This is a genomic window from Bacteroides sp. OM08-11, from assembly GCF_003438665.1.
GTDB classification, from domain to species: domain Bacteria; phylum Bacteroidota; class Bacteroidia; order Bacteroidales; family Bacteroidaceae; genus Bacteroides; species Bacteroides cutis.
Map to the genome: position 1 here is coordinate 210,129 of NZ_QSTJ01000001.1, position 21,911 is coordinate 232,039.

At 41.4% G+C, this 21,911-nt stretch carries 17 protein-coding genes and 2 tRNA genes; 11 read left to right on the forward strand and 8 right to left on the reverse strand.

What is annotated here, in order from left to right; translation table 11 throughout:
* The first annotated feature begins 56 nt into the window (after positions 1-56).
* Together DXC10_RS00815 and DXC10_RS00820 are read left to right on the forward strand one after the other, a co-directional pair.
* Positions 57-1,730: a nucleoside kinase gene (locus DXC10_RS00815; protein WP_101542406.1), complete on the forward strand. Its 1,674-nt coding sequence runs from the start codon at positions 57-59 to the stop codon at positions 1,728-1,730.
* Positions 1,731-1,803: 73 nt separating this feature from the next.
* On the forward strand, positions 1,804-3,309 hold the full coding sequence (locus tag DXC10_RS00820) for a HAMP domain-containing sensor histidine kinase (RefSeq protein ID WP_117737181.1): 1,506 nt from the start codon (positions 1,804-1,806) through the stop codon (positions 3,307-3,309).
* 247 nt (positions 3,310-3,556) lie between these two features.
* On the opposite strand, the gene DXC10_RS00825 is transcribed toward DXC10_RS00820, so the two are convergent.
* Positions 3,557-4,930, reverse strand: a complete 1,374-nt coding sequence (locus tag DXC10_RS00825; RefSeq protein WP_101541857.1) for an aminopeptidase P family protein — start codon at positions 4,928-4,930, stop codon at positions 3,557-3,559.
* A 173-nt stretch (positions 4,931-5,103) separates the two neighbouring features.
* Between DXC10_RS00825 and rpoN the strand changes: the two genes are divergently transcribed.
* The 5 genes from rpoN to DXC10_RS00850 all read left to right on the forward strand — a co-directional run bounded on the left by rpoN (position 5,104) and on the right by DXC10_RS00850 (position 10,200).
* Positions 5,104-6,594, forward strand: coding sequence for an RNA polymerase factor sigma-54 (rpoN, locus tag DXC10_RS00830; protein WP_117737182.1), 1,491 nt, complete (start codon positions 5,104-5,106; stop codon positions 6,592-6,594).
* Positions 6,595-6,646: 52 nt separating this feature from the next.
* Positions 6,647-7,315, forward strand: coding sequence for a hypothetical protein (locus DXC10_RS00835; RefSeq protein WP_101541859.1), 669 nt, complete (start codon positions 6,647-6,649; stop codon positions 7,313-7,315).
* 72 nt (positions 7,316-7,387) lie between these two features.
* The gene (gene gcvH / locus DXC10_RS00840; RefSeq protein WP_101541860.1) at positions 7,388-7,768 is read left to right on the forward strand and encodes a glycine cleavage system protein GcvH; all 381 of its coding nucleotides are present in this window, start codon (positions 7,388-7,390) and stop codon (positions 7,766-7,768) included.
* A gap of 60 nt (positions 7,769-7,828) precedes the next feature.
* A complete protein-coding gene (gene purE / locus DXC10_RS00845) occupies positions 7,829-8,338 on the forward strand; it encodes a 5-(carboxyamino)imidazole ribonucleotide mutase (protein ID WP_101541861.1) in 510 nt (169 codons plus the stop codon).
* Positions 8,339-8,340: 2 nt separating this feature from the next.
* Complete coding sequence (locus DXC10_RS00850; protein WP_101541862.1) at positions 8,341-10,200, forward strand: 4-hydroxy-3-methylbut-2-en-1-yl diphosphate synthase; 1,860 nt, start codon at positions 8,341-8,343, stop codon at positions 10,198-10,200.
* A gap of 115 nt (positions 10,201-10,315) precedes the next feature.
* Here DXC10_RS00850 and DXC10_RS00855 read toward each other — a convergent pair whose 3' ends face one another.
* Together DXC10_RS00855 and DXC10_RS00860 are read right to left on the reverse strand one after the other, a co-directional pair.
* Positions 10,316-11,986: a S41 family peptidase gene (locus tag DXC10_RS00855; RefSeq protein WP_117737183.1), complete on the reverse strand. Its 1,671-nt coding sequence runs from the start codon at positions 11,984-11,986 to the stop codon at positions 10,316-10,318.
* Positions 11,987-11,991: 5 nt separating this feature from the next.
* The gene (locus DXC10_RS00860) at positions 11,992-12,975 is read right to left on the reverse strand and encodes an adenosine kinase (RefSeq protein WP_101541864.1); all 984 of its coding nucleotides are present in this window, start codon (positions 12,973-12,975) and stop codon (positions 11,992-11,994) included.
* 81 nt (positions 12,976-13,056) lie between these two features.
* Between DXC10_RS00860 and DXC10_RS00865 the strand changes: the two genes are divergently transcribed.
* Positions 13,057-13,130, forward strand: a tRNA-Asn gene (locus DXC10_RS00865).
* Between the two features lie 22 nt (positions 13,131-13,152).
* A tRNA-Asn gene (locus DXC10_RS00870) sits at positions 13,153-13,226 on the forward strand.
* Positions 13,227-13,303: 77 nt separating this feature from the next.
* Here DXC10_RS00870 and DXC10_RS00875 read toward each other — a convergent pair.
* The 5 genes from DXC10_RS00875 to DXC10_RS00895 all read right to left on the reverse strand — a co-directional run bounded on the left by DXC10_RS00875 (position 13,304) and on the right by DXC10_RS00895 (position 16,090).
* Positions 13,304-14,008, reverse strand: coding sequence for a ComF family protein (locus DXC10_RS00875; protein WP_101541865.1), 705 nt, complete (start codon positions 14,006-14,008; stop codon positions 13,304-13,306).
* Between the two features lie 15 nt (positions 14,009-14,023).
* Entirely contained in the window at positions 14,024-14,827 is an 804-nt protein-coding gene (locus DXC10_RS00880; protein ID WP_101541866.1) for an inositol monophosphatase family protein, read from the reverse strand.
* Between the two features lie 14 nt (positions 14,828-14,841).
* Complete coding sequence (locus DXC10_RS00885; RefSeq protein ID WP_180949155.1) at positions 14,842-15,294, reverse strand: hypothetical protein; 453 nt, start codon at positions 15,292-15,294, stop codon at positions 14,842-14,844.
* Positions 15,295-15,386: 92 nt separating this feature from the next.
* A complete protein-coding gene (locus DXC10_RS00890) occupies positions 15,387-15,881 on the reverse strand; it encodes a 3'-5' exonuclease (protein ID WP_101541868.1) in 495 nt (164 codons plus the stop codon).
* Positions 15,881-16,090: a hypothetical protein gene (locus tag DXC10_RS00895; protein ID WP_233519838.1), complete on the reverse strand. Its 210-nt coding sequence runs from the start codon at positions 16,088-16,090 to the stop codon at positions 15,881-15,883. The genes DXC10_RS00890 and DXC10_RS00895 overlap by 1 nt, the downstream gene beginning before the upstream one ends.
* An 845-nt stretch (positions 16,091-16,935) precedes the next feature.
* Here DXC10_RS00895 and DXC10_RS00900 point away from each other — a divergent pair.
* Both DXC10_RS00900 and DXC10_RS00905 read left to right on the forward strand, forming a co-directional pair.
* Complete coding sequence (locus DXC10_RS00900) at positions 16,936-18,156, forward strand: DUF2264 domain-containing protein (protein ID WP_101541869.1); 1,221 nt, start codon at positions 16,936-16,938, stop codon at positions 18,154-18,156.
* 514 nt (positions 18,157-18,670) lie between these two features.
* Positions 18,671-21,898 carry a TonB-dependent receptor gene (locus DXC10_RS00905; protein ID WP_101541870.1) on the forward strand — a complete coding sequence of 1,076 codons (3,228 nt, stop codon included), beginning with the start codon at positions 18,671-18,673 and terminating at the stop codon, positions 21,896-21,898.
* The last annotated feature ends 13 nt before the right edge of the window (positions 21,899-21,911 follow it).

Below are 21,911 nucleotides of genomic sequence, written 5' to 3' on the forward strand. Positions count from 1 at the left end.
GTCATTTGTTATTATGCTCTATATTTAACGTGCTAATCACCTCAAAAAAAGACATCATGAAACACATGTTACAAATTTGTTGCAAAAATAATAATATTTCTAAAGAATTCCCTATTGGAAGTTCACTTTTGGATATTTATTACGGTTTTAATCTAAATTTCCCCTATCCGGTTGTCAGTGCCAAAGTAAACAACCGTTCCGAAGGACTAAATTTCCGGGTATACAATAATAAGGATGTAGAATTTTTGGACATACGCGACTCTTCAGGTATACGTACATATGTCCGCTCTCTTTGTTTTATATTATACAAGGCCGTCAACGAGCTATTTCCTGAAGGAAAACTATTTGTGGAACATCCTGTATCCAAAGGTTATTTCTGCAACCTGCGCATCGGGCGCCCTATCGAGCTGGAAGATGTAACCGCCATTAAGAAACGAATGCAGGAAATTATAGCCGAAAACATCCCTTTTCACCGTATTGAATGCCACACTACCGAGGCTGTACGCGTCTTTAGTGAACGGGGCATGAACGATAAAGTAAAATTGTTGGAAACTTCCGGTTCCTTATATACCTATTATTATACTTTGGGAGATACCGTAGACTATTATTATGGGAACCTGCTTCCAAGCACCGGATTTATCAACCTGTTCGATATCGTAAAATATTACGATGGCCTGCTCCTTCGTATTCCCAATAAAGAGAACCCTACTGTACTGGAAGAAGTGGTGAAACAAGAAAAAATGCTTGATGTGTTTAAAGAACATCTACGTTGGAATTACATTATGGGATTGAGTAATGTAGGCGATTTTAACCTGGCTTGCGAAGAAGGACATGCCACCGATCTTATCAATGTCGCAGAAGCCCTACAAGAAAAAAAAATAGCCCAGATAGCCGATGAGATTTATCACCGGGGAGAAAATGGGAACCGTGTAAAGCTTGTCCTCATATCAGGTCCTTCCTCCTCGGGGAAAACAACTTTCAGCAAACGGCTTTCTGTACAATTAATGACCAACGGACTGCGTCCATACCCCATTTCTCTGGATAATTACTTTGTAGACCGTGAAGAAACTCCACGAGACGAAAATGGTAATTATGACTACGAATCGCTGTATGCACTCGATCTTGAGTTGTTCAATAACCAACTACAGGCATTGCTCCGTGGTGAAGAAGTAGAATTACCTCGTTTTAATTTCACCATCGGCAAAAAAGAATACAAGGGAGATAAATTACGCATTGACGAACATACTATTCTGATATTAGAGGGTATCCATGCCCTAAATCCAGAACTGACACCGCAAATTCCCGCTGAGAACAAATATAAAATATATGTTTCCGCCCTAACAACAATTTCACTGGACGATCACAACTGGATACCGACTACGGACAACCGTCTGTTGCGCCGCATTATTCGTGATTTCAATTATCGCGGCTATTCTGCCCAAGAAACGATTTCACGTTGGCCCAGTGTACGCTCAGGCGAGGATAAATGGATATTCCCTTATCAGGAGAATGCCGACGTCATGTTCAATTCCGCATTACTATTTGAATTCGCCGTACTTCGTTGCCATGCCGAACCCATTCTCACCAGCGTACCACGTAACTGCCCCGAATATGCAGAAGCTTACCGGTTAATGAAGTTCATTAAATACTTTACACCCGTACAAGATAAAGAAATTCCTCCGACCTCATTACTCAGGGAATTTTTAGGAGGAAGTAGCTTTAAATACTAAAAATAGCCCTCTTTCTTGTATAATCAGAAAGAATGTTTTTACCTTTGTATACAAAACAAACAGAAATTACATAATGAAGAAAATAACAACCATTCTCTTTTTAGCCATTTTATGCTCTCTTAGTCAAGCATATGCACAAAGCCGTGCCGATGAATTAATGAAACAAGCGCAAGAAAATCTTGCAAAAAAAGAATATATCAAAGCCCGTTATCTTTTCTTGCAAGCATACAATGCATTCGCTGCCCAAGAAAAATACAATCAGGCAGTGGAGTGCGGTATAAATGCCAGCGCACTATATCATCGAGAAAATTATTACAAAGAGGCCTTTGAATTATTGCGTAATTCCGAGCAATTAATAGGAACAGGTGAACTAAAGTTAAAGAAAGGACTTCCCGAATTGCGTTTCCGTATCAACAAAGAACGTCTACAAATGTACATCAAAACCAAAAATCCGGTTCGCGCCAAAGAGCAACTGAACAAATTGGAAGAAACAGCTAAAACGGTACACAACGATTCTTTAAGCAATGATCTGCTCTACACTCAAGCCAATTATTACTATACCTTCGGCATGAATACGCAAGGAGATGCCGCGTTTAAGAAACTAATACAACAGTACAAGCAACAAAAGAATTATTCAAAAGTAGACGAATGCTATAAAACCCTCATTGATATTGCACGTAAAGCAGGTAATGCCGGACTGGTAGCACGTACTTATGACAAATATATCATATGGACTGATTCTGTAAAGGCTCTCACAGCCCAGGATGAACTGAATATGCTGAAAAACAAATATGATGAAAGTTTGGTAACCATTCAGGAAAAGGACAATTCTCTTTCTTCCAAACAATATATCATTATTGGACTATGCGTATTAGTAATTATTCTTGCCGTCGCTTTAGTATTAGGCGCCATTATCTTAATGCGCTTCATTTTGTTGACACGCAAGCAAAAGAAGGCTATCAGTATTGCCAACGAACATAACGAGTTAAAGACCCAATTTATTCAAAACATTTCCACCCAAATGGAGCCAACATTGGATACACTTGATTCGAAACTTCCCGGTGTACAGGCTCTACGCACTTTCTCCAATCATATTCAAGAGTTATCCGAATTGGAAAATACAATATCCGAACCTTATGAGATGCAGGAAAAGAATATATCGACTTTCTGTGAAAGTGTTATGGATAAAATCAGGAATAAGACGCAGGAAGATGTAACCCTTGCAGTCAATGCTCCCAAGTTGAATGTAAAAATCAACCCGGAACATTTAGAGCGTATTTTATTACATTTATTGGAAAATGCAGCGGAATATACTCCTGCCGGTGGAAAAATCTGGTTGGACTTCAAAAAACGCGGAGCACATACCCATCAATTCATCATTAGCGACACAGGTTCCGGTATTCCCGAAGAACAACGTGAAAACATATTCAAACCTTTTACCGAAGTAAAAGACTTGACGCAGGGTGACGGTTTAGGTTTGCCCATCTGTTCACTTATTGCAACCAAGATGAATGGTAGCCTGATATTGGACAGTAGTTATACCAAGGGTGCACGGTTTATATTGGAACTACACGCATAAAATATCCGGAAACAAATCATATAGCAACCGATAGAGAAACAATATAATATTGTTCCCATATAGAGGAATTCCCGTTTCCATACGTAGAAACGGGAATTCCTCTATATGGGAACTGTAGTTTCCCTTCATAGAAACGGGCGTTTCCTATCATGGGAACTACAGTTTCTCCTCATGGAAACGGACATTCCCTATAAGGGGAACGAGCATTCCTCTTCACAGATACTATCCTAAAAAAGTCTGTACAGTATTACCTCAATGCTTCCACCTCTTCCGGTGTCAATGGGATTTTCTTTCCTAAACGGCGCGCTCCGGTTTCGGTAATCAGATAATCTTCTTCATTACGGATACCGCCAAAGTTACGATAACCCTCCACTTTATCATAATTGATGAAATCGGTGAATTTCTTTTCACCTCTCCACAGGTCTATCAATTCAGGGATGAAATAGATGCCCGGTTCAACAGTGTGTACAAAACCCGGTTCCAAAGGAATAGCAAGGCGCTGGCTTTTACGACCAAACTGCGTACTCTTAGGTTGACCATTATAACCTACCCAGATTTCTCCAAGATTTTCCATATCATGCACATCCAGTCCCATCATGTGTCCCAAGCCGTGAGGATAGAACAAAGCATGCGCACCCTCACGAACAGCATCTTCCGCATTACCTTTCATCAGGCCCAATTCCTTCAGTCCTTCTACCATGACACGGGCAGATAAATCGTAAACATCCATATAAGAAATACCAGGACGAAGCGCTTTTACTGATTCAAGATGCATCGCATTCTGAATTTCGTAAACGGCACGCTGGCGAGGCGTAAAAGTTTTATCGGCAGGAACAGTGGAAGACATATCACCGGCATAACCAGATTCAACTTCCGCACCGGCATCAATCAGGAACAAATCTCCCGGTTTCACCTTATTGCCATGATAATGGTTATGCAAAGTCTGACCATTTACTGTGGCAATTGTAGCAAAGGAAAGTTCACAGTTATTAGATTCTGCGACGTAGTTCATTGCCGCCACTACCTCATATTCGTACATTCCCGGGCGAAGCACTTTCATTGCTTCAATATGCATATCGGCAGTTACATTACATGCCTTTTCAATCTCGGCAATCTCTTCCATCGACTTATAGTTGCGTTGTGCCACCACTGCACGGATAAACGGAACGGAACCTTCCTGGCGTACAGGCGGAACACCCAACCAGTCCATCAGTTTCAGCTTATGTTCGGCACGATAAGGAGGGAGATAATGAACCGTATGCCCCTTTTGTACCGCTTTATGCAGATAGCTGACTATTTCGGCGGCAGGCCGGGTTTCATTAATCCCCACGCGTTCACTTTTTTCTTTCAAAGTGGGTTGTGTACCCATCCAGACTATATGATCGATAGTCAGTTCATCACCGAAAATAATTTCCTTATCCTCGTCGATATCAATAATGGCCGACAATCCGGCAAAGGACAAACCAAAATAATATAAGAAAGTAGAATCCTGGCGATAACGGAATGTATTATCTTCATAATGAAGCCCTTGCTCATCATTACCCAAGAACAGTAAAACTCCCGAGCCAATGTTTTTCTTCAGCAGGGCCCGACGCTGCACATACGTTTCTTTAGCAAACATAACGCTTTGTTTTTTAGTTTACAGGCAAAGATAATAACAAAAATGCAACCATACACCTGCTTTCTTGTTAAATATAATAAGAGAAGATTTCACGTTCCCGAACTATTCACTATTTTTGCGGTAGAATTAAAGCAAGAATTTTCTTATATTCATAATTTGTAATCAAACCCAATATGGCACAAGGTTCCCGACAGATACAAACACAGGCGCAACAACAGATACAAACGTTGTCGCCGCAGCAAATTCTGGTAGTAAAGCTACTGGAACTTCCGGCCATCGAGTTGGAAGACCGTGTGCGTGCCGAATTACTGGAAAACCCTGCATTGGAAGAAGGTAAAGACGATGCTGCCGGTGACGAATACGCTGATACCTCCAATGATGAAGCGGGTTCTGAAGATGGAGGAGATACCGATTATGATTCTCTGAGTGATTATCTGTCAGAAGATGACATACCCGACTATAAATTACAGGAAAACAACCGTAGTAAGGGAGAGCAAGCCGAAGAAATACCTTTCTCCGATGCCACTTCTTTTTACGAAACCCTGAAAGAGCAACTGGGTGAACGCAATCTTACCGAACATCAGCGCGAACTGACGGAATATCTGATCGGTTCCCTGGATGACGATGGCTTGTTACGAAAATCTCTGGACAGTATCAGCGACGAGCTGGCTATTTACGCCGGTATTGAAGCTACTCCGCAGGAACTGGAAGAAGCTTTAAAAATTATTCAGGATTTCGACCCTGCCGGGTTGGGGGCACGCGACTTGCAAGAATGCCTTCTCATCCAGATACGTCGTAAAATAGAGCAACAACATTTCACGCCCAATCCACTGCTTTATATAGAAGAAGCCATTATCTCCGAATGCTATGAGGAGTTTACCCGTAAACATTGGGATAAGATACAGCAGAAACTTGATCTGGAAGAAGACGCCTTCCAACGGGCCATCAAAGAAATCTGTAAACTAAATCCACGTCCGGGCGCTTCATTGGGTGAAACTATCGGCAAAAACATGCAACAGATTGTGCCGGACTTCATCATAGATACCTATGATGACGGTACTATAAATATCAGCCTGAACAACCGTAACGTACCCGAACTACGTATGAGTCGGGATTTTACTGAAATGGTTGAGGAGCACACCAAGAACAAGACCAATCAATCCAAAGAGTCTAAAGAAGCGATGATGTTCCTGAAACAAAAGATGGATGCAGCCCAAGGTTTTATAGATGCCGTAAAACAACGCCAGAATACTCTGATGACTACCATGCAAGCCATCGTAGATTTGCAACGCCCATTTTTCCTTGACGGAGACGAGTCTTTGCTCCGTCCGATGATATTGAAAGACGTTGCCGAACGTACCGGGCTTGACATTTCAACTATATCGCGTGTCAGTAACAGTAAATATGTACAGACCAACTATGGTATCTATCCTCTGAAATACTTTTTCAGTGACGGGTATACCACGGAAGACGGCGAGGAGATGTCTGTACGCGAAATACGCAGAATTTTAAAAGAGTGTATCGACAATGAGGACAAGAAAAAGCCTTATACCGATGATGAACTCACCGATATACTGAAAGAGAAAGGATATCCGATTGCCCGCCGGACAGTGGCAAAATACCGTCAGCAGTTAAATATCCCGGTGGCAAGATTGAGAAAGTAGTGATAGAGGGGTAAAACGATAAGGTGATTAACATAATAAAGGGAACAAGGAAATGACAGGAGAGCAACATATTATAGCAGATAAGACTCTGATTCGGACAGCCAAAGTGATTTCGGCTTTATTCACGCCGTTTTCCATACCGTTCCTGGCTTTTCTTATCTTATTTTTGTTTTCGTACTTGCGTATTATGCCTATACAATACAAACTCATCGTATTGGGAGTAGTATATTGTTTCACCATCCTTATGCCTACTTTGACCATTTTTCTTTTTCGTAAGATCAATGGTTTCAGCCCTGATGATCTAATAGAACGGAAACGGAGGTTTGTCCCTTTTATCCTGACTATCACTTCATATGTATTCTGCCTGCTTATGATGTATAGGCTGAATATTCCATGGTACATGACAGGTATTATTTTTGCGTCTCTCGTAATGATGATTATTTGTGTTGTGATGAATTTGAAGTGGAAACTCAGTGAACACATGGCAGGGGCGGGTGCCGTCATCGGCGGATTGGTAGCTTTCAGTGATTTATTCGGATACAACCCCATTTGGTGGTTGTGTGTGTTTATTCTCATTGCGGGTATATTGGGAACCGCACGTATCATTTTACAACATCACACACTTGGAGAAGTAACAGGCGGTTTTGCCGTAGGACTGATATGCTCCCTATTGGTACTTCATCCGTTGAGTAATATCATGTTCCGTATCTTCCTCTTTTGAGTCAGTTCCGGTACAGCATTAATTTTAATTTTTTAAATTCAAAATAGTATTAACCCCTTAAAACTAACAATTATGAATTTCCCAAATGACGTAAAGTACACTAAAGAACATGAATGGATCCGCTTGGAAGGTGATGTAGCTTATGTAGGAATCACCGACTATGCACAAGAACAACTGGGCGATATCGTATTCGTCGACATCCAGACAGAGGGTGAAACATTGGCTGCCGACGAAGTATTCGGTACCATTGAGGTAGTAAAAACCATTTCTGATCTTTTCTTGCCGGTGAACGGAGAAGTATTGGAACAGAATGAAGCTCTTGCAGACCAACCCGAACTGGTGAACAAAGATCCTTACGGTGAAGGCTGGCTTATCAAAATCAAACCAGCTGCCGATGCAGACTTTGACAGTTTGATGGATGCAGAAGCATACAAAGCTTTGATCAATAATTAATTATTAACAATCAGTATTTAGTACCAAGTGCTAAACACTAATCTTTAAACACTAAACAATATGTCTCCGATCGTTAGTATCATCATGGGTAGCACTTCAGACCTTCCTGTCATGGAAAAGGCTGCACAACTGCTTAATGACTTACATGTACCGTTCGAAATGAACGCTCTCTCCGCACACCGCACCCCGGAAGCTGTGGAAGAATTTGCCAAAGGCGCACGCCAACGCGGTATCAAAGTGATTATCGCTGCCGCCGGAATGGCTGCCGCATTGCCCGGCGTAATCGCCGCCAATACAACGCTACCGGTTATCGGTGTGCCCATAAAAGGTTCCGTACTCGACGGTGTAGATGCACTTTATTCTATCATTCAGATGCCTCCGGGCATTCCTGTAGCTACCGTAGCTATCAACGGCGCGATGAATGCCGCCATCCTTGCCATACAAATGTTGGCTTTGAGTAATGCCGAACTGGCAGAAGCTTTTGCAGCCTACAAGGAAGGCTTGAAAAAGAAAATTGTTAAAGCTAACGAGGATTTGAAAGAAGTAAAGTACGAGTATAAAGTTAATTGATAATGGACATATTCAACTATTCCCGACGTGAAACATCGGAAGTAAATATTGGAGCCACCCCTATGGGCGGCTCCAATCCTATCCGCATACAAAGTATGACTAATACTTTTACGCAGGATACAGATGCCTGTGTGGCACAGGTCAAACGCATTGTTGATGCGGGAGGAGAATATGTGCGCCTCACCACTCAGGGTATAAAGGAAGCCGAGAACCTGAAGAATATCAATGCCGCCCTGCGCCAAGACGGTTATATGGCACCATTGGTTGCCGATGTACACTTCAACCCGAAAGTGGCAGATGTGGCGGCACACTATGCAGAAAAAGTACGTATCAATCCGGGAAACTACGTGGATGCGGCACGTACTTTCAAACATCTGGAGTACTCTGATGAAGAATACGCACAAGAATTACAGAAAATTCGTGACCGTTTCATTCCATTCCTGAACATCTGTAAGGAAAACCATACCGCCATCCGTATCGGTGTTAATCACGGTTCGCTGTCCGATCGTATCATGTCGCGCTATGGCGATACCCCGGAAGGAATGGTAGAATCGTGTATGGAGTTTCTTCGTATCTGTGTTGCGGAAAACTTTACTGATGTCGTTATCTCCATCAAAGCATCCAATACGGTAGTGATGGTGAAAACCGTACGCTTGCTGGCTGATATTATGGAGAAAGAGGGTATGCATTTTCCACTGCACCTTGGCGTAACGGAAGCCGGTGACGGTGAAGACGGACGTATCAAATCAGCCTTGGGTATCGGCGCCCTGCTAGCCGACGGACTGGGTGACACCATCCGTGTTTCTTTGAGTGAGGCGCCGGAGGCTGAAATACCCGTTGCCCGTAAATTGGTCGATTACATCGCTCAACGCCATGATCATCCCTATCTTCCGGGAGCAGTGGCACCAGAATTCAATTACTTATCACCTACCCGCAGGAAGACGGTGGCTGTACACAATATCGGTAGAGAACATTTACCTGTAGTCATTGCCGCACGGCTAGACGGAACAATGGAATTTGATCCGCAATTCATGCCGGACTATGTATATGTGGGACATCAACTAACGGAACAGCCCATTGAAGATATGCAATATATCGTGGATGCAAACATTTGGGAAGGTAAAGTCAATACTTGGCCTGCATTCAGCAGTGAGCAACTGCCATTTATCAGTGGCTGCAATGCTTCGTTGAAATTCCTGTTCATTACTTATATGGGCTTGAATGACGAAGCTATCGCCTGCCTGAAGTTTCATCCTGAAGTAGTACTGATTTCCCAAAGTAACCATCCCAACCGGCTGGGTGAACAACGTGCTTTGGTACATCAGTTGATGAACGAGGGATTAAAAAATCCGGTTATCTTCTTCCAGCACTATACCGAAAATGAAGCGGAGAACCTACAAATCAAGGCTGCTGCCGATATGGGGGCTCTTATCTTCGACGGGGTTTGCGATGGCATTTTCTTGTTCAATCAAGGAAGTAAAAAAGGTGATAAGATGATAAGTGATAAAGTTGTGGACGCCACTGCTTTCGGAATTCTGCAAGCCGGACGTATCCGTACCAGCAAGACAGAATATATTTCTTGCCCCGGTTGCGGACGTACACTTTACGATTTAGAAAGCACCATTGCACGCATCAAAGCGGCAACAAGCCATTTGAAGGGATTGAAAATCGGTATTATGGGTTGTATCGTCAATGGTCCCGGCGAGATGGCCGATGCAGACTATGGATATGTAGGTGCCGGACGTGGTAAAATCAGCCTTTATAAGAAAAAAGAATGTATTGAAAAAAATATTCCCGAAGATGAAGCTGTAGAAAAACTGATTGAACTGATAAAAGCAAACGGAGACTATACTGAAAAATGAGGAATAAAAGAATATTGAGAATTAAAAGGCTGTTATAAGATTGGGCACGGATTTCGCGGATTAAGAGCTGCACTATAGATCTGTGAAATCCGCGTAACCCGTGCCTAAATCCTATTTATTTAGTTTCCGATACGCTCAACATCTTTTTATACCTCGTCAAATCACCCAGAACTTTCACCGCCTCCTTTAAATCATCATCATCCTTCAACTGCTGAATGATGCTGCCGCGTTGATAATAATAACGTTTAATGATTTCTATGGCAATCATTTCTTTAATGTCTTTAGAGAAATGATCGAGGTCACGATCCAGATTATGGGAAAGTTTCTTCTCCAAAGCTTTGAATTCATCGGAAGCATCCGTCAAATAGCCTTCAAATTCGGCCATTTCCTTCAGACTCTTCAACATCTTCTCAGTCTGCTGGTCATATTTGAAATCGGCTTTCTTTACCATCGCTTTGAAATCGGCATAGTCGGCATCCGTAACTTTGAAATCCTGAGGAACAGGAATTGCAGGATGCTTCAGACAATATTCGGTAGCATAATTGAATATCAAATTATCATTTACCAGATAGAATAGGATATTCGGTAATTTATCCTGTTTCACTACGATGTCCGGGGTTACCCCACCACCGTCGCGCACTTCACGTCCAGCTGCGGTATAGAATACAGTCGTCAGGCTATCAGGAATACGCCCTACACTGCCATCCTCGTTTCGATGCTTATAGTCAATGGCCTGCACACAACGTCCACTCGGGATATAATATTTGGAAGTAGTAAGCTTCATCGTACCCCCGTATGGCAATGGGCGGGTAGTCTGAACTAACCCCTTTCCAAATGTACGGTTACCGATTATTACAGCCCGATCAAGATCTTGTAAAGAACCTGCAAGGATTTCTGATGAAGAAGCCGTACCACTGTTCACTAATACGACCAATGGGATTTCAAGATCCAACGGTTCACGCAAAGTTTTATAGGTATTACTAGCCTGCTTGATTTTTCCCTTTGTCGTTACCAACGTTTTACCACGGGGTAAAAAGAAATTAGCAATCTCTACAGCCTCATCCAGCAAACCACCGCCATTGTTACGCAAATCAATTACCAATGAAGTTATACCACGCTTCTTCAAGTCGAGAAAAGCCTGTTTAAACTCTTTGGAAGGATTACCGGAGAACGTACTCAGGTTGATGTAACCTATATTATTATCCAACATATCATAATAAGGGATAAGAGGCAGTTGAACGGAACGGCGCACAATATCGAACATTAAGGGATTTTCTACCCCGGGACGTTGCACTTTAAGTTTGAAACCTGTACCAGCCTGTCCACGCAACATTTCAGCCACATTAGTATTTCCAGTAAGGTCTTTTCCATCAATCTCCAGCAGGACATCACCGGCTTTCAATCCAGCTTTAGCCGCAGGCATACCTTCATACGGTTCAGCTATAACTGTATGTTTCAGCTTAGGATCGTAACGAATGATGGAACCGATGCCACCATATGAGTTCTTCAACATTTGTTCCAGTTCGGTCTGGTCATCCTCCGGATAATATTCGGTATAAGGATCAAGCGAATAAAGCATAGCATCGATTCCCCCCCTGATAGTTTTATTAGGATCGATTGTATCCACATAGAACATATCCAACTCCTTCACAATAGAGTTGAATATATCCAAATTCTTTGCAATCTGGAAACTGCGGTTATCACCACTCTTAAATCCCCAAAAGAAGGTAACTCCTATCAATAACAGAAAAGCAGCTATCCAACGTATTTTTAAATAACGTTTCATATATCTTAGTTTATCATTATTATCTCTTCCTTAATCTTATCCCATTTAGCAGGAGAAAGCTCCGCCCCAATCGTCTGGATAACTTCACCCGAAAGAATGGAACCAATCTTTCCGCATTTCTCCAAAGAATACCCGCACGTTAGGCCATAGAGAAAACCCGCAGCGAAATAATCACCAGCTCCCGTGGTGTCTACCACCTTTTTCACCGGAACAGCCTTCACATGTACTTCTTCAGTACCCTTACGTACTAAAGACCCATCGGCTCCCACCTTTACAATAGCAATACTACACATTTTGGCTATAACGTCTAATGCTTCTTCCGGTTCCTTACCCGTAAATGCCTTTGCCTCCTCCTCATTAGCAAAAACAATATCCACATATTTATTTACCAATAACGAAAAAAAGTCATAGTCTTCGGCAACAATATTGTAACTTGCCATATCCAGGCAAACTTGCAGTCCTGCTTCCTTTGCTAACTCAATAGCCCGGAGAATCATATCATGGTCTTGTACCAAATATCCTTCAATAAACAGGTAAGCGTAACCTTTAAACATTTCCAGCGACAACTCCTCTGCCTTCAACGTAGAGGCTGCTCCCAGATAAGTACCAAAAGTACGTTCTCCATCCGGAGAAATAAAAGTAGAAGCCACACCTGAAGGAAGAGTACCGGAAAGGAGTAAAATTGCTTCCGTTTCACGCTTTAACAGACTATCCCGATAAAAGTTTCCGTAAGCATCATCACCTACCTTACCGATAAATCCGGTTGCCGCTCCAAGCTGTGCCATTGCGCGAATTGCATTCCCGGCAGACCCTCCGATAGCTAAATGCGTCTTCACCCCGCTAAGACACTCATTGATTTTCAACAGTTTATCTTCATCAATTAGAGTCATACTCCCCTTCGGTAACCTCATTTCCGCTAATATTTCATCATTCTCAAGGGTTGCCAGCACGTCAACTAAGGCGTTACCCAATCCTATTATTTTGTCCATTCTTGATATTTTTTTTGCAAAGATATTGCATATTTCAAAATATCCTATTACTTTTGCAGCGCATTTGAGAAAAAACAACATTCTTCCTTAGCTCAGTCGGTTAGAGCATCTGACTGTTAATCAGAGGGTCCTTGGTTCAAGTCCAAGAGGAAGAGCAAAAGAAACTTGAATGCATATTCTTCCTTAGCTCAGTCGGTTAGAGCATCTGACTGTTAATCAGAGGGTCCTTGGTTCAAGTCCAAGAGGAAGAGCAAAAAGGTTCATCATTATGATGAACCTTTTTTATTTTCAATCTTCTCTTATTTAAATTGTTACCGTTTCTGAAAGATCAGGCATCGGCTACCGCAAGGGTCAATATACTGATTTGGATACCGTTTATCCCCTGGAAAGTATCAGCACAGGCGGTTATGGTAGCTCCCGTAGTCAAAACATCATCCACAATAAGAATATGCCTACCCGTAAAACGATCGGGATAACGAAGCCAGAAAATACCATTTACATTCTCCCATCGTTCATAAGCCGATTTGCGAGTTTGCGTCTCCGTATGTCTTTTACGCGTTACGGAAGATGTATCTACAAGAATACCCGTCACAGAAGAGATTCCCCGGGCAATATATTCACTCTGATTATATCCACGCATCCGCTGTTTGCGTGGATGTAAAGGAACAGGCAGAATAACATCTATCCCGCAGAAAAAATCCGTAAGCGCTAATTCAGTTGCCATGAAACGCCCCATTACCTCGCCAATATCTTTTCTCCCACCATACTTTAACTGATGCAGAATACGGCGAAAATCACTCCCTTTGTGATAGAAAAAATAAGAAGTGGCACGTCCCAGAGGAATTTTCCCCCAGAACATACGTTCCACAGGATTATCTGCCACATGATGATAGTTTGTACGTGGCATATCCATATTACATCGTACACAAATAGCCTCTTCACCCTCTTGCAAAGGAGAGCCGCATACAACACAGTGACGTGGGAATAAGAGTTGAAGAAAAGACAAAAACCAAGTTTTAAATGCGTTTTCCATAACAAAGAATACAATTTACATATCCAATGGAGGTACCTCTTTGATAAGATTTAAAAATATCGGATGCAACAGTCCGTTGGTTGCCACAATATGATGACCGTCCATAAAATAGTCGTTACCATAAAAATCCGTAACTTTTCCTCCTGCCTCCAATACGATAAGCGCCGCAGCCGAATAGTCCCATTTACCCAGAAATGCTTCCAGCCAGCCGTCAAAACGCCCCGCTGCTATATAACAGATAGCCAATGCTGCCGAACCTGTCATACGTATACCTGCAACCTTACCGTATAGTTCGTGTATCAAATGTTCTCCGGTACGGGCATATTGTCCGGAATTATAAGGAAGTTCCGTCACTACAAAAGCTTCTTCTATACGCTGTATTGACGACACCCGCATCCGTTCCCCATTCATATAAGCACCTCCGCCCTGCCAAGCATAAAAACATTCGTCACGACAAGGGTCATAAACCACACCCAGCAACAATTCCTTTTCAGTTCTCAGGGCAATACTGACACAATAGGGTGCATTATCATGAATATAATTCGTTGTTCCATCCAACGGGTCTACCACCCAACAATAAGGTTCGTCGCGATAAACTGCCGAACCTTCTTCCACAATAAATCCGGCCTCGGGTAGTAGTGCCTTAAGCGCCGCAACAACCTTTCTTTCAGATTCTTTATCCACATAAGAAACATAATCATGTGCATGTTTCTCCTCCACTGCCTCCCGGCGGAAACCTTTCCGCTCCTGTTTCAGGAAGTATCCCGTCTCGCGGGCAATGCAACAAACCGTTTCAGTCAAAACTTTGAAATCTTCCATATATCCGGCTCTATTTATTCAACTTGTTTATAAATAACTCTACCCCGCCGGCTGACAGTCCATTCACCATTCTCCTGATGAACATTCTTTGTATCGTCATCTTCTACATTCCAAGCATATCCACCGGAAGGAAGACCACGACGATCCAGAATTTCATTTGGAACACTTTCTTCCGAGAAGAACAACTCCACTTGTGTAGAGTCTGGACTGAATACCAGGAATAACGTCCTCTGCGCATCGGCCACCGAAGTCATACGAATACCTTTTTCCCACAAACGAATACAGTCTCTCTGTACTTCACACCAAGTATATCCGGCAGAAGTAATACATCCGTGTTCGTCTTTATCATTTCCAACTACAGCTGTTTTCTCCGCCGCATCTTCAGCTTCCACCTTTTTCTCACGGCTACCGCCACAACTCACCAACAAAAAACAAACACACATTAAATAAAAAGATCTCTTTTTCATACTTATAGTTTAGTTGAATTACTAATTACTCACAAAAGTAAAAAGAAATAATCAATAAGTTCATTTTAGGTCTTATAATCAAGGATAACTTTTTATTGAAAAACCCGTCTTGCTATCCAAGCACATGCTTCGGCATCAGCCAGCGCATGATGGTGTCGCTCCAGTTGATATCCACAGTAAGCCGCCACTGTATGTAGCTGATAATTGGGCAATCCTTTAATGACACGCCGTGAAGCCAGCAAAGTACAGCAAAAGTCATAATCAGGATAATCCATACTATAAGTCCTGAAAACTGCTTTTAGACAACTCTCATCAAAAGCCTTGTTATGAGCTACAAGGGTCAATCCCTCAATCCGGGGAGCAATCTCCTTCCATACAGTAGGAAAAATAGGAGAACGGGCGGTATCCGCCAGAGTCAATCCATGCACACGAGTATTCCAATAGGTATAGTATTCCGGTTCAGGACGAATAAGACTGTAATAACTGTCTACGATCTCACCACTCCGTACTATAATTACCCCGACGCTACATACACTGGTACGCTGTTCGTTGGCTGTTTCAAAATCAATAGCAGCAAAAGTATCCATCAGGAAATATTAGGTTTGAGATATACCACTGTCTTTCTACTGCCATATTTGCGTATCAATCCTTCCGAAAGATAACGGTTCAAATCGGCCACAGCTTGATACTTCGTCTGTCCGGTCATTGTCTCATAATCTGTCCGGGTGATACATCCGTTGATATTAAGTATCGGAGTTGCAAATAATAATTCGTTAGACAGATGTTGTTTTTCCACTACACAGCTATATTTATTTTGTTAGATAATTGTTTAACAAAAGAATAATAATTTATTTGCAGTCAAAGGTACTAATAAATACCAAGGAATTGAATAAATCAAGTAATTCTTTCCAAAAGTCGCTAAACTACTTATCTGTTCTTATTTTTTTCTCTCTTCTCCCAATTTAACACATCTAAAATCAAAAACAACAGTTAACAGAATAAATGGTGCATAGCTTTAAATCTCAATCATAGCAAGGATATTGGTTCACTTAATAATAATTACTATTCTAATCACCATTACAATTTTTCTATTTCCCTATCCGTAATTGAAGCACCTGTCCATTTCGTGGCGTTGTAAAGATAGTAATGGATGGATTAATGATGCGCTTTGTACCTACGTCAGTATAGGAACTATCGTAAAGTTAGACGATTTCGGGACTATTCGTCCGGGACGAAATTGCAAATGCCAAGGAAGTAACTTCCGAAAATATTTAGCGGCAGAAAATCACCCTTACCCCGGGAAAACGATTGACAACAATGATTAAGGATGTAGGAATCACACGTATCTCAACCAATGGAAACGAAATAAGTTCAGGAAACGAAAATAACAGCGGAAGCAGTAACGATCCGAGAGAAGACCAAAATGAAAATCCCTTAGGATAATAGTTTCATTGAAGTAATATAAACTGTGATTAAAAGTATGCCAGAGCAGAATGATAATGAAAAATCTGTTTTGACATACCTTCAGAATATTCCCAAATTTGTTATATCTTTACCGCAAATTACACAACCATTACAATTAAACAATTACCGTTTATTTTTTGACTAACATAATTACCAATAACACACAACTATATTATTATGAAGAAAGTATTTCTATTTTTATTATTTGCAGGATTGCTATCGGCTGTTTATGCCAAGAACAATAATCAAACAGCGAGTGGAACAGAGGAACGCGAATTATGGGTGAATACACTCATAAAAATTGCAGATCCGGTATTATCAAACTTAGCAGACGGAACACTAAAAGCAAAGATGCCGTTAGAAGGCCTGAACAATAAGCGCCTATGGTCGGCACATCTGGAAGCAGTCGGAAGAACATTCTGTGGAATAGCCCCCTGGCTTGAACTAGGAGTCGATGATAGCCAAGAAGGACAACTCCGCAAAAAGTACATCAAACTGGCATTGAAAGGATTAGCAAATGCCGTAGACCCTTCTTCTCCTGATTATCTTGACTTTGGAACACCCTCTCAACCTTTGGTCGACGCAGCATTCCTGGCACAAGGACTTCTACGTGCCCCTAAGCAAGTATGGGGACAACTGGATGAGAAAACCCAAAGAAGAATGATTACCGAACTCAAACGTAGTAGGGATATCAAACCTTTTCAGAACAACTGGTTACTCTTCGCTTCTATGGTCGAAGCCGCTTTACTGGAATTCACAGGAGAATGTGATATAGAACGTCTGACTCAAGGCGTTTTTGCTTTCAGAGACGAGTGGTACAAAGGAGATGCCATATATGGTGACGGTCCACAATACCACGCCGACTATTATAACAGCTTCGTAATTCACCCCATGCTTACAGACGTTGTGTTGATTATGGATAAACACCAGCTTGAAGTTTCGGATTTCCTGCCTGTACAGGAGAAACGTTTTACCCGTTATGCCGAACAATTGGAACGCATAATTTCGCCCGAAGGAGCTTATCCGGTTGTCGGTAGATCTATCGTATACCGTGTCGGTGCATTTCATGCTTTGTCTCAAGCTGCATTATTACACAAACTACCTTCTACTGTAAAACCAGCTCAGGTACGTTGTGCACTATCTGCTGTCATCGAACGACAATTTGCAGCCCCCCGGACTTTTGATGATAAAGGCTGGCTGCGTATCGGTTTTGCAGGTAGTCAAATAAATATGTCCGAAGGATATATCAATACCGGCAGTTCTTACCTTTGTCTGTCAGGTTTTGTAGCTTTAGGACTACCTGCCAACGATGAATTCTGGAGTAATTCTTTTACTCCATGGACCGGATTGAAAGCTTGGAATGGAGAAGATGTCAAAGCGGATCATGCACTCAAATAGTATCTTACTTTTTTAAAATCTCGTTATTTCAATATTATAATCTGAAAATATAACTTTTTTTCCCTAAAAAAAGCACCAATACCCTCCTGTTACATTTATCTGGTGACAGGAGGGTATTTCATAAAAATGATAACTATAAGGCTTTAATACTGCACTTTACATTTTTAAAACAAATAAACATTATTTACTTTATTTAACCCTCCATAATTTAATACTTTTTAATTTTCTTTTAATAATTATTTGTTTTATATTAATAATTGTATATTTTTGCATCCAATTCAATAGTCGAATTCATTTCTGAATAAAATAATACACCTCCAGCCTTCACGACATTGTGACAATCTGCAGGGACTTTAAGAGTGAATTAAAACTATGTTAAACCTTAAAATTTATGATGCACAGTATGAAAACATGACCTTTTTATGGAGAGAGCAGGCATTCCACGATCTCAAAATCTTAAATCAAATCAAACAGGTAAGAATATCCTGTTATTACTAACACTAATTAAACACAAATGTATAAGAAAAACATCAAAAATGGGGTAAAACTATCCCATAGGGAATATTTTTTATATATGACGATATTCGGTGCTTTATGCTTGACACCTTCCTTGTCACGAGCAACCAATAACAGTATATATAATAAATACGAAAACGCTACTGTTTCTTCTACTCAACAAGCAACAGTAAAAGTCACAGGTAAAGTATTGGATACCAACGGTGAGCCATTACCAGGCGCTACTATTCAAGTAATAGGCACTCCACGAGGAGTGACTACAGATACAGACGGTAGCTTCAGCATTGAATGTAAAAAAACAGACAAACTAGAAATCTCATACTTGGGAATGCAATCACAAACTATTTCTGTAGACAAAAAGACTAATTTCGTAATCACTCTCGAAGATCAGGCAGACCAACTGGAAGAGGTAACAGTCGTTGCTTTTGCCAAACAGAAAAAAGAATCAGTATTAGGATCTGTATCTACCATTAAACCGGCAGAACTAAAAACTACCAGCAGTAATCTTACCACTGGATTTGCCGGTAAATTAGCGGGAGTCATCGCTTACCAACGAAGTGGTGAACCGGGTCAGGATAATGCAGAATTCTTTGTTCGTGGTATCACAACTTTTGGTGATGGTAGTGCCAATCCATTGATCTTGATTGACAATGTAGAACTTGAGTCTTCCGACCTCTCCCGATTAAATCCGGACGATATCGCCAGTTTCTCCGTATTGAAGGATGCTACAGCCACAGCCCTTTATGGTGCACGCGGTGCCAATGGTGTAATCTTAGTAACAACCAAGGAAGGGCAGGAGGGTAGAGCCAAATTATCTTTCCGTATTGAAAACTCCTTCTCTGGTTCTGCCAAAGATGTGGATATTGCTGATCCGCTTACTTTCATGAAGTTGCACAATGAGGCAGTACGCACCAGAGACCCATTTGCCCAATTACCTTATTTGGAAAGTGCGATTGCTGCACGCGAAGAAGGGAAGAACCCATATGTTTATCCGATGGTAAATTGGCAAGATATGTTATTCAAGAGGTCTACAACCAATCAACGTGCTAACTTAAACATCAGTGGTGGTGGTAATGTGGCTCGTTATTATATTGCGCTTACCTATGCAAAAGACAATGGTATCATGCGACAGAATAAGAATAACAAATTCAACAATAACATCAACAATAACAAATATGGGGTACGTACTAACGTAAATATTAAATTAACCAAGAAGACAGACTTGGCAGTGCGTGTCAGCGGTACATTTGACTCTTATCAAGGTCCTTTGAAAGGTGGTTCTGACATGTATAACCAAACACTGAACGCTAACCCGGTATTATTTCCCGCTACATTCCTCCCGGACAATCAGCCCAGCCATATTCATGCAAAGCACGTGCTCTTTGGTAACTATGGCGAAGGTGGTGAATACCTAAACCCATACGCCGAAATGTGTCGTGGATACAAGGAATCAGAAAACACATCAATCATAGCCCAATTAGAATTAAAACAAAACCTTGATTTCATTACAAAAGGTTTAAGAGCCCGTTTAATGGGAAACGCCACTCGTAAGGCTTCTTACGACGCCAGCCGTTCATACAACCCGTTTTGGTATTCTATAGGTACATATGACAAGTTTACAGATCAATACATTTTATCTGATCTAAATCCTGATAAGGGTACAGATTATTTGTCATTCGATCCGGGAAGTAAAAACGTGGAAAGTTCTATTTATATGGAAGCTTCCCTTTCTTACGATCGTAAATTCAAAGAACGCCATAACATTAGTTCCATGTTAGTATATACGGTACGTGAAGAAAAGAATGCCAATGCTGGTTCATTAATCAAATCACTACCTAAACGTAACATGGGATTAGCAGGTCGTTTCACTTATGATTATGACAGCCGTTATCTAGCCGAATTCAATTTCGGTTATAATGGTTCAGAGCGTTTTGACAAGAGTCACCGCTGGGGTTTCTTCCCCTCAGGTGGTTTAGGATGGGTTGTCTCCAATGAAAACTTTTGGCAAAACGGTGGCATCTCCAAAGTTGTAAACAAACTGAAGTTGAAAGGTTCTTATGGTTTGGTAGGTAATGACAACATCGGTAAGGACCGATTTTTCTATCTGTCCCAGGTAAGTATGAGCGGTAGCGGTATCAATTTCGGAACCAGTTTCAATAACGGTTACAGTGGCGTTAAAATCGAACGTTATGCCAATCCCTCCATCGGATGGGAAGTTTCACACAAACTAAATGTAGGTTTTGAAACTACACTATTTAACGACTTAGAAGTAAATGCGGAATATTTCAAGGAACGCAGAACCAACATTTTACAAGAACGTGCCGATATTCCCAGTATCGCCGGCTTCAAAACCATCCCGTATGCCAATATCGGTGAGGCCCAAGGAGAAGGTATGGAATTTTCCATAGACTATAACCATTCTTTCAATAAGAATCTTTGGTTGACAGTAAGAGGTAATTTTACTTATGCCACCAGTAAATATACCAAATATGAAGAACCTGCCTACGAAGATACTCCATGGTTAAGAAAAACCGGTCGGAAGTTAAGTCAACAAGAAGGCTACATTGCCGAACGTCTATTCATTGATGAAGAAGATGTGAAAAACTCTCCAAAACAAACATTCGGCGGACAACCTGTCATGGCAGGTGATATCAAATATAAAGATATCAATAATGATGGTTTAATTGATTCCCGCGATAAAGTAGCTATCGGTGCCCCGAAAACACCGGAAATAATCTATGGCTTCGGTTTCTCACTTGGCTATAGAGACTTTGATTTCAACTGTTTTTTCCAAGGTTCAGGTCAGTCCTCCTTCTTCATTAGCCCAAGTGATATTTCTCCGTTCAAATCGGTAACAACTGATGGTAAAAAAGGCAACAAAGCCTTATTACAGTTCATAGCAGACAATCATTGGAGCGAAACGAATCCAAACCCCTATGCAGAATGGCCTCGTCTGTCTGCCGTAGACATCGATAATAATAATCAGTCCAGCACCTGGTGGTTGCGCGATGGTACATTCCTACGTTTAAAATCAGCAGAAATAGGTTATACCCTACCTCAAAAATATACTAAGAAAGCATATATGCAAAATTTCCGTGTATACGTGAGTGGTACTAACTTACTTTGTTTTTCCAATTTCAAACTTTGGGACACCGAAATGGGAGGTAGTGGATTAAAATACCCCTTACAACGCGTGTTCAACCTTGGTCTTCAAGTTACATTCTAAAAACTGTATTACA

What these genes read in the sequence shown, in the direction of transcription:
- DXC10_RS00825 (WP_101541857.1), bottom strand. Translation starts at nt 4,930, where the DNA reads ATGTTTGCTAAAGAAACGTATGTGCAGCGTCGGGCCCTGCTGAAGAAA.
- rpoN (WP_117737182.1), top strand. Translation starts at nt 5,104, where the DNA reads ATGGCACAAGGTTCCCGACAGATACAAACACAGGCGCAACAACAGATA.
- DXC10_RS00815 (WP_101542406.1), top strand. Translation starts at nt 57, where the DNA reads ATGAAACACATGTTACAAATTTGTTGCAAAAATAATAATATTTCTAAA.
- DXC10_RS00860 (WP_101541864.1), bottom strand. Translation starts at nt 12,975, where the DNA reads ATGGACAAAATAATAGGATTGGGTAACGCCTTAGTTGACGTGCTGGCA.
- DXC10_RS00855 (WP_117737183.1), bottom strand. Translation starts at nt 11,986, where the DNA reads ATGAAACGTTATTTAAAAATACGTTGGATAGCTGCTTTTCTGTTATTG.
- DXC10_RS00890 (WP_101541868.1), bottom strand. Translation starts at nt 15,881, where the DNA reads ATGGATACTTTTGCTGCTATTGATTTTGAAACAGCCAACGAACAGCGT.
- DXC10_RS00850 (WP_101541862.1), top strand. Translation starts at nt 8,341, where the DNA reads ATGGACATATTCAACTATTCCCGACGTGAAACATCGGAAGTAAATATT.
- gcvH (WP_101541860.1), top strand. Translation starts at nt 7,388, where the DNA reads ATGAATTTCCCAAATGACGTAAAGTACACTAAAGAACATGAATGGATC.
- DXC10_RS00820 (WP_117737181.1), top strand. Translation starts at nt 1,804, where the DNA reads ATGAAGAAAATAACAACCATTCTCTTTTTAGCCATTTTATGCTCTCTT.
- DXC10_RS00875 (WP_101541865.1), bottom strand. Translation starts at nt 14,008, where the DNA reads ATGGAAAACGCATTTAAAACTTGGTTTTTGTCTTTTCTTCAACTCTTA.
- DXC10_RS00885 (WP_180949155.1), bottom strand. Translation starts at nt 15,294, where the DNA reads ATGAAAAAGAGATCTTTTTATTTAATGTGTGTTTGTTTTTTGTTGGTG.
- purE (WP_101541861.1), top strand. Translation starts at nt 7,829, where the DNA reads ATGTCTCCGATCGTTAGTATCATCATGGGTAGCACTTCAGACCTTCCT.
- DXC10_RS00900 (WP_101541869.1), top strand. Translation starts at nt 16,936, where the DNA reads ATGAAGAAAGTATTTCTATTTTTATTATTTGCAGGATTGCTATCGGCT.
- DXC10_RS00880 (WP_101541866.1), bottom strand. Translation starts at nt 14,827, where the DNA reads ATGGAAGATTTCAAAGTTTTGACTGAAACGGTTTGTTGCATTGCCCGC.
- DXC10_RS00835 (WP_101541859.1), top strand. Translation starts at nt 6,647, where the DNA reads ATGACAGGAGAGCAACATATTATAGCAGATAAGACTCTGATTCGGACA.
- DXC10_RS00905 (WP_101541870.1), top strand. Translation starts at nt 18,671, where the DNA reads ATGTATAAGAAAAACATCAAAAATGGGGTAAAACTATCCCATAGGGAA.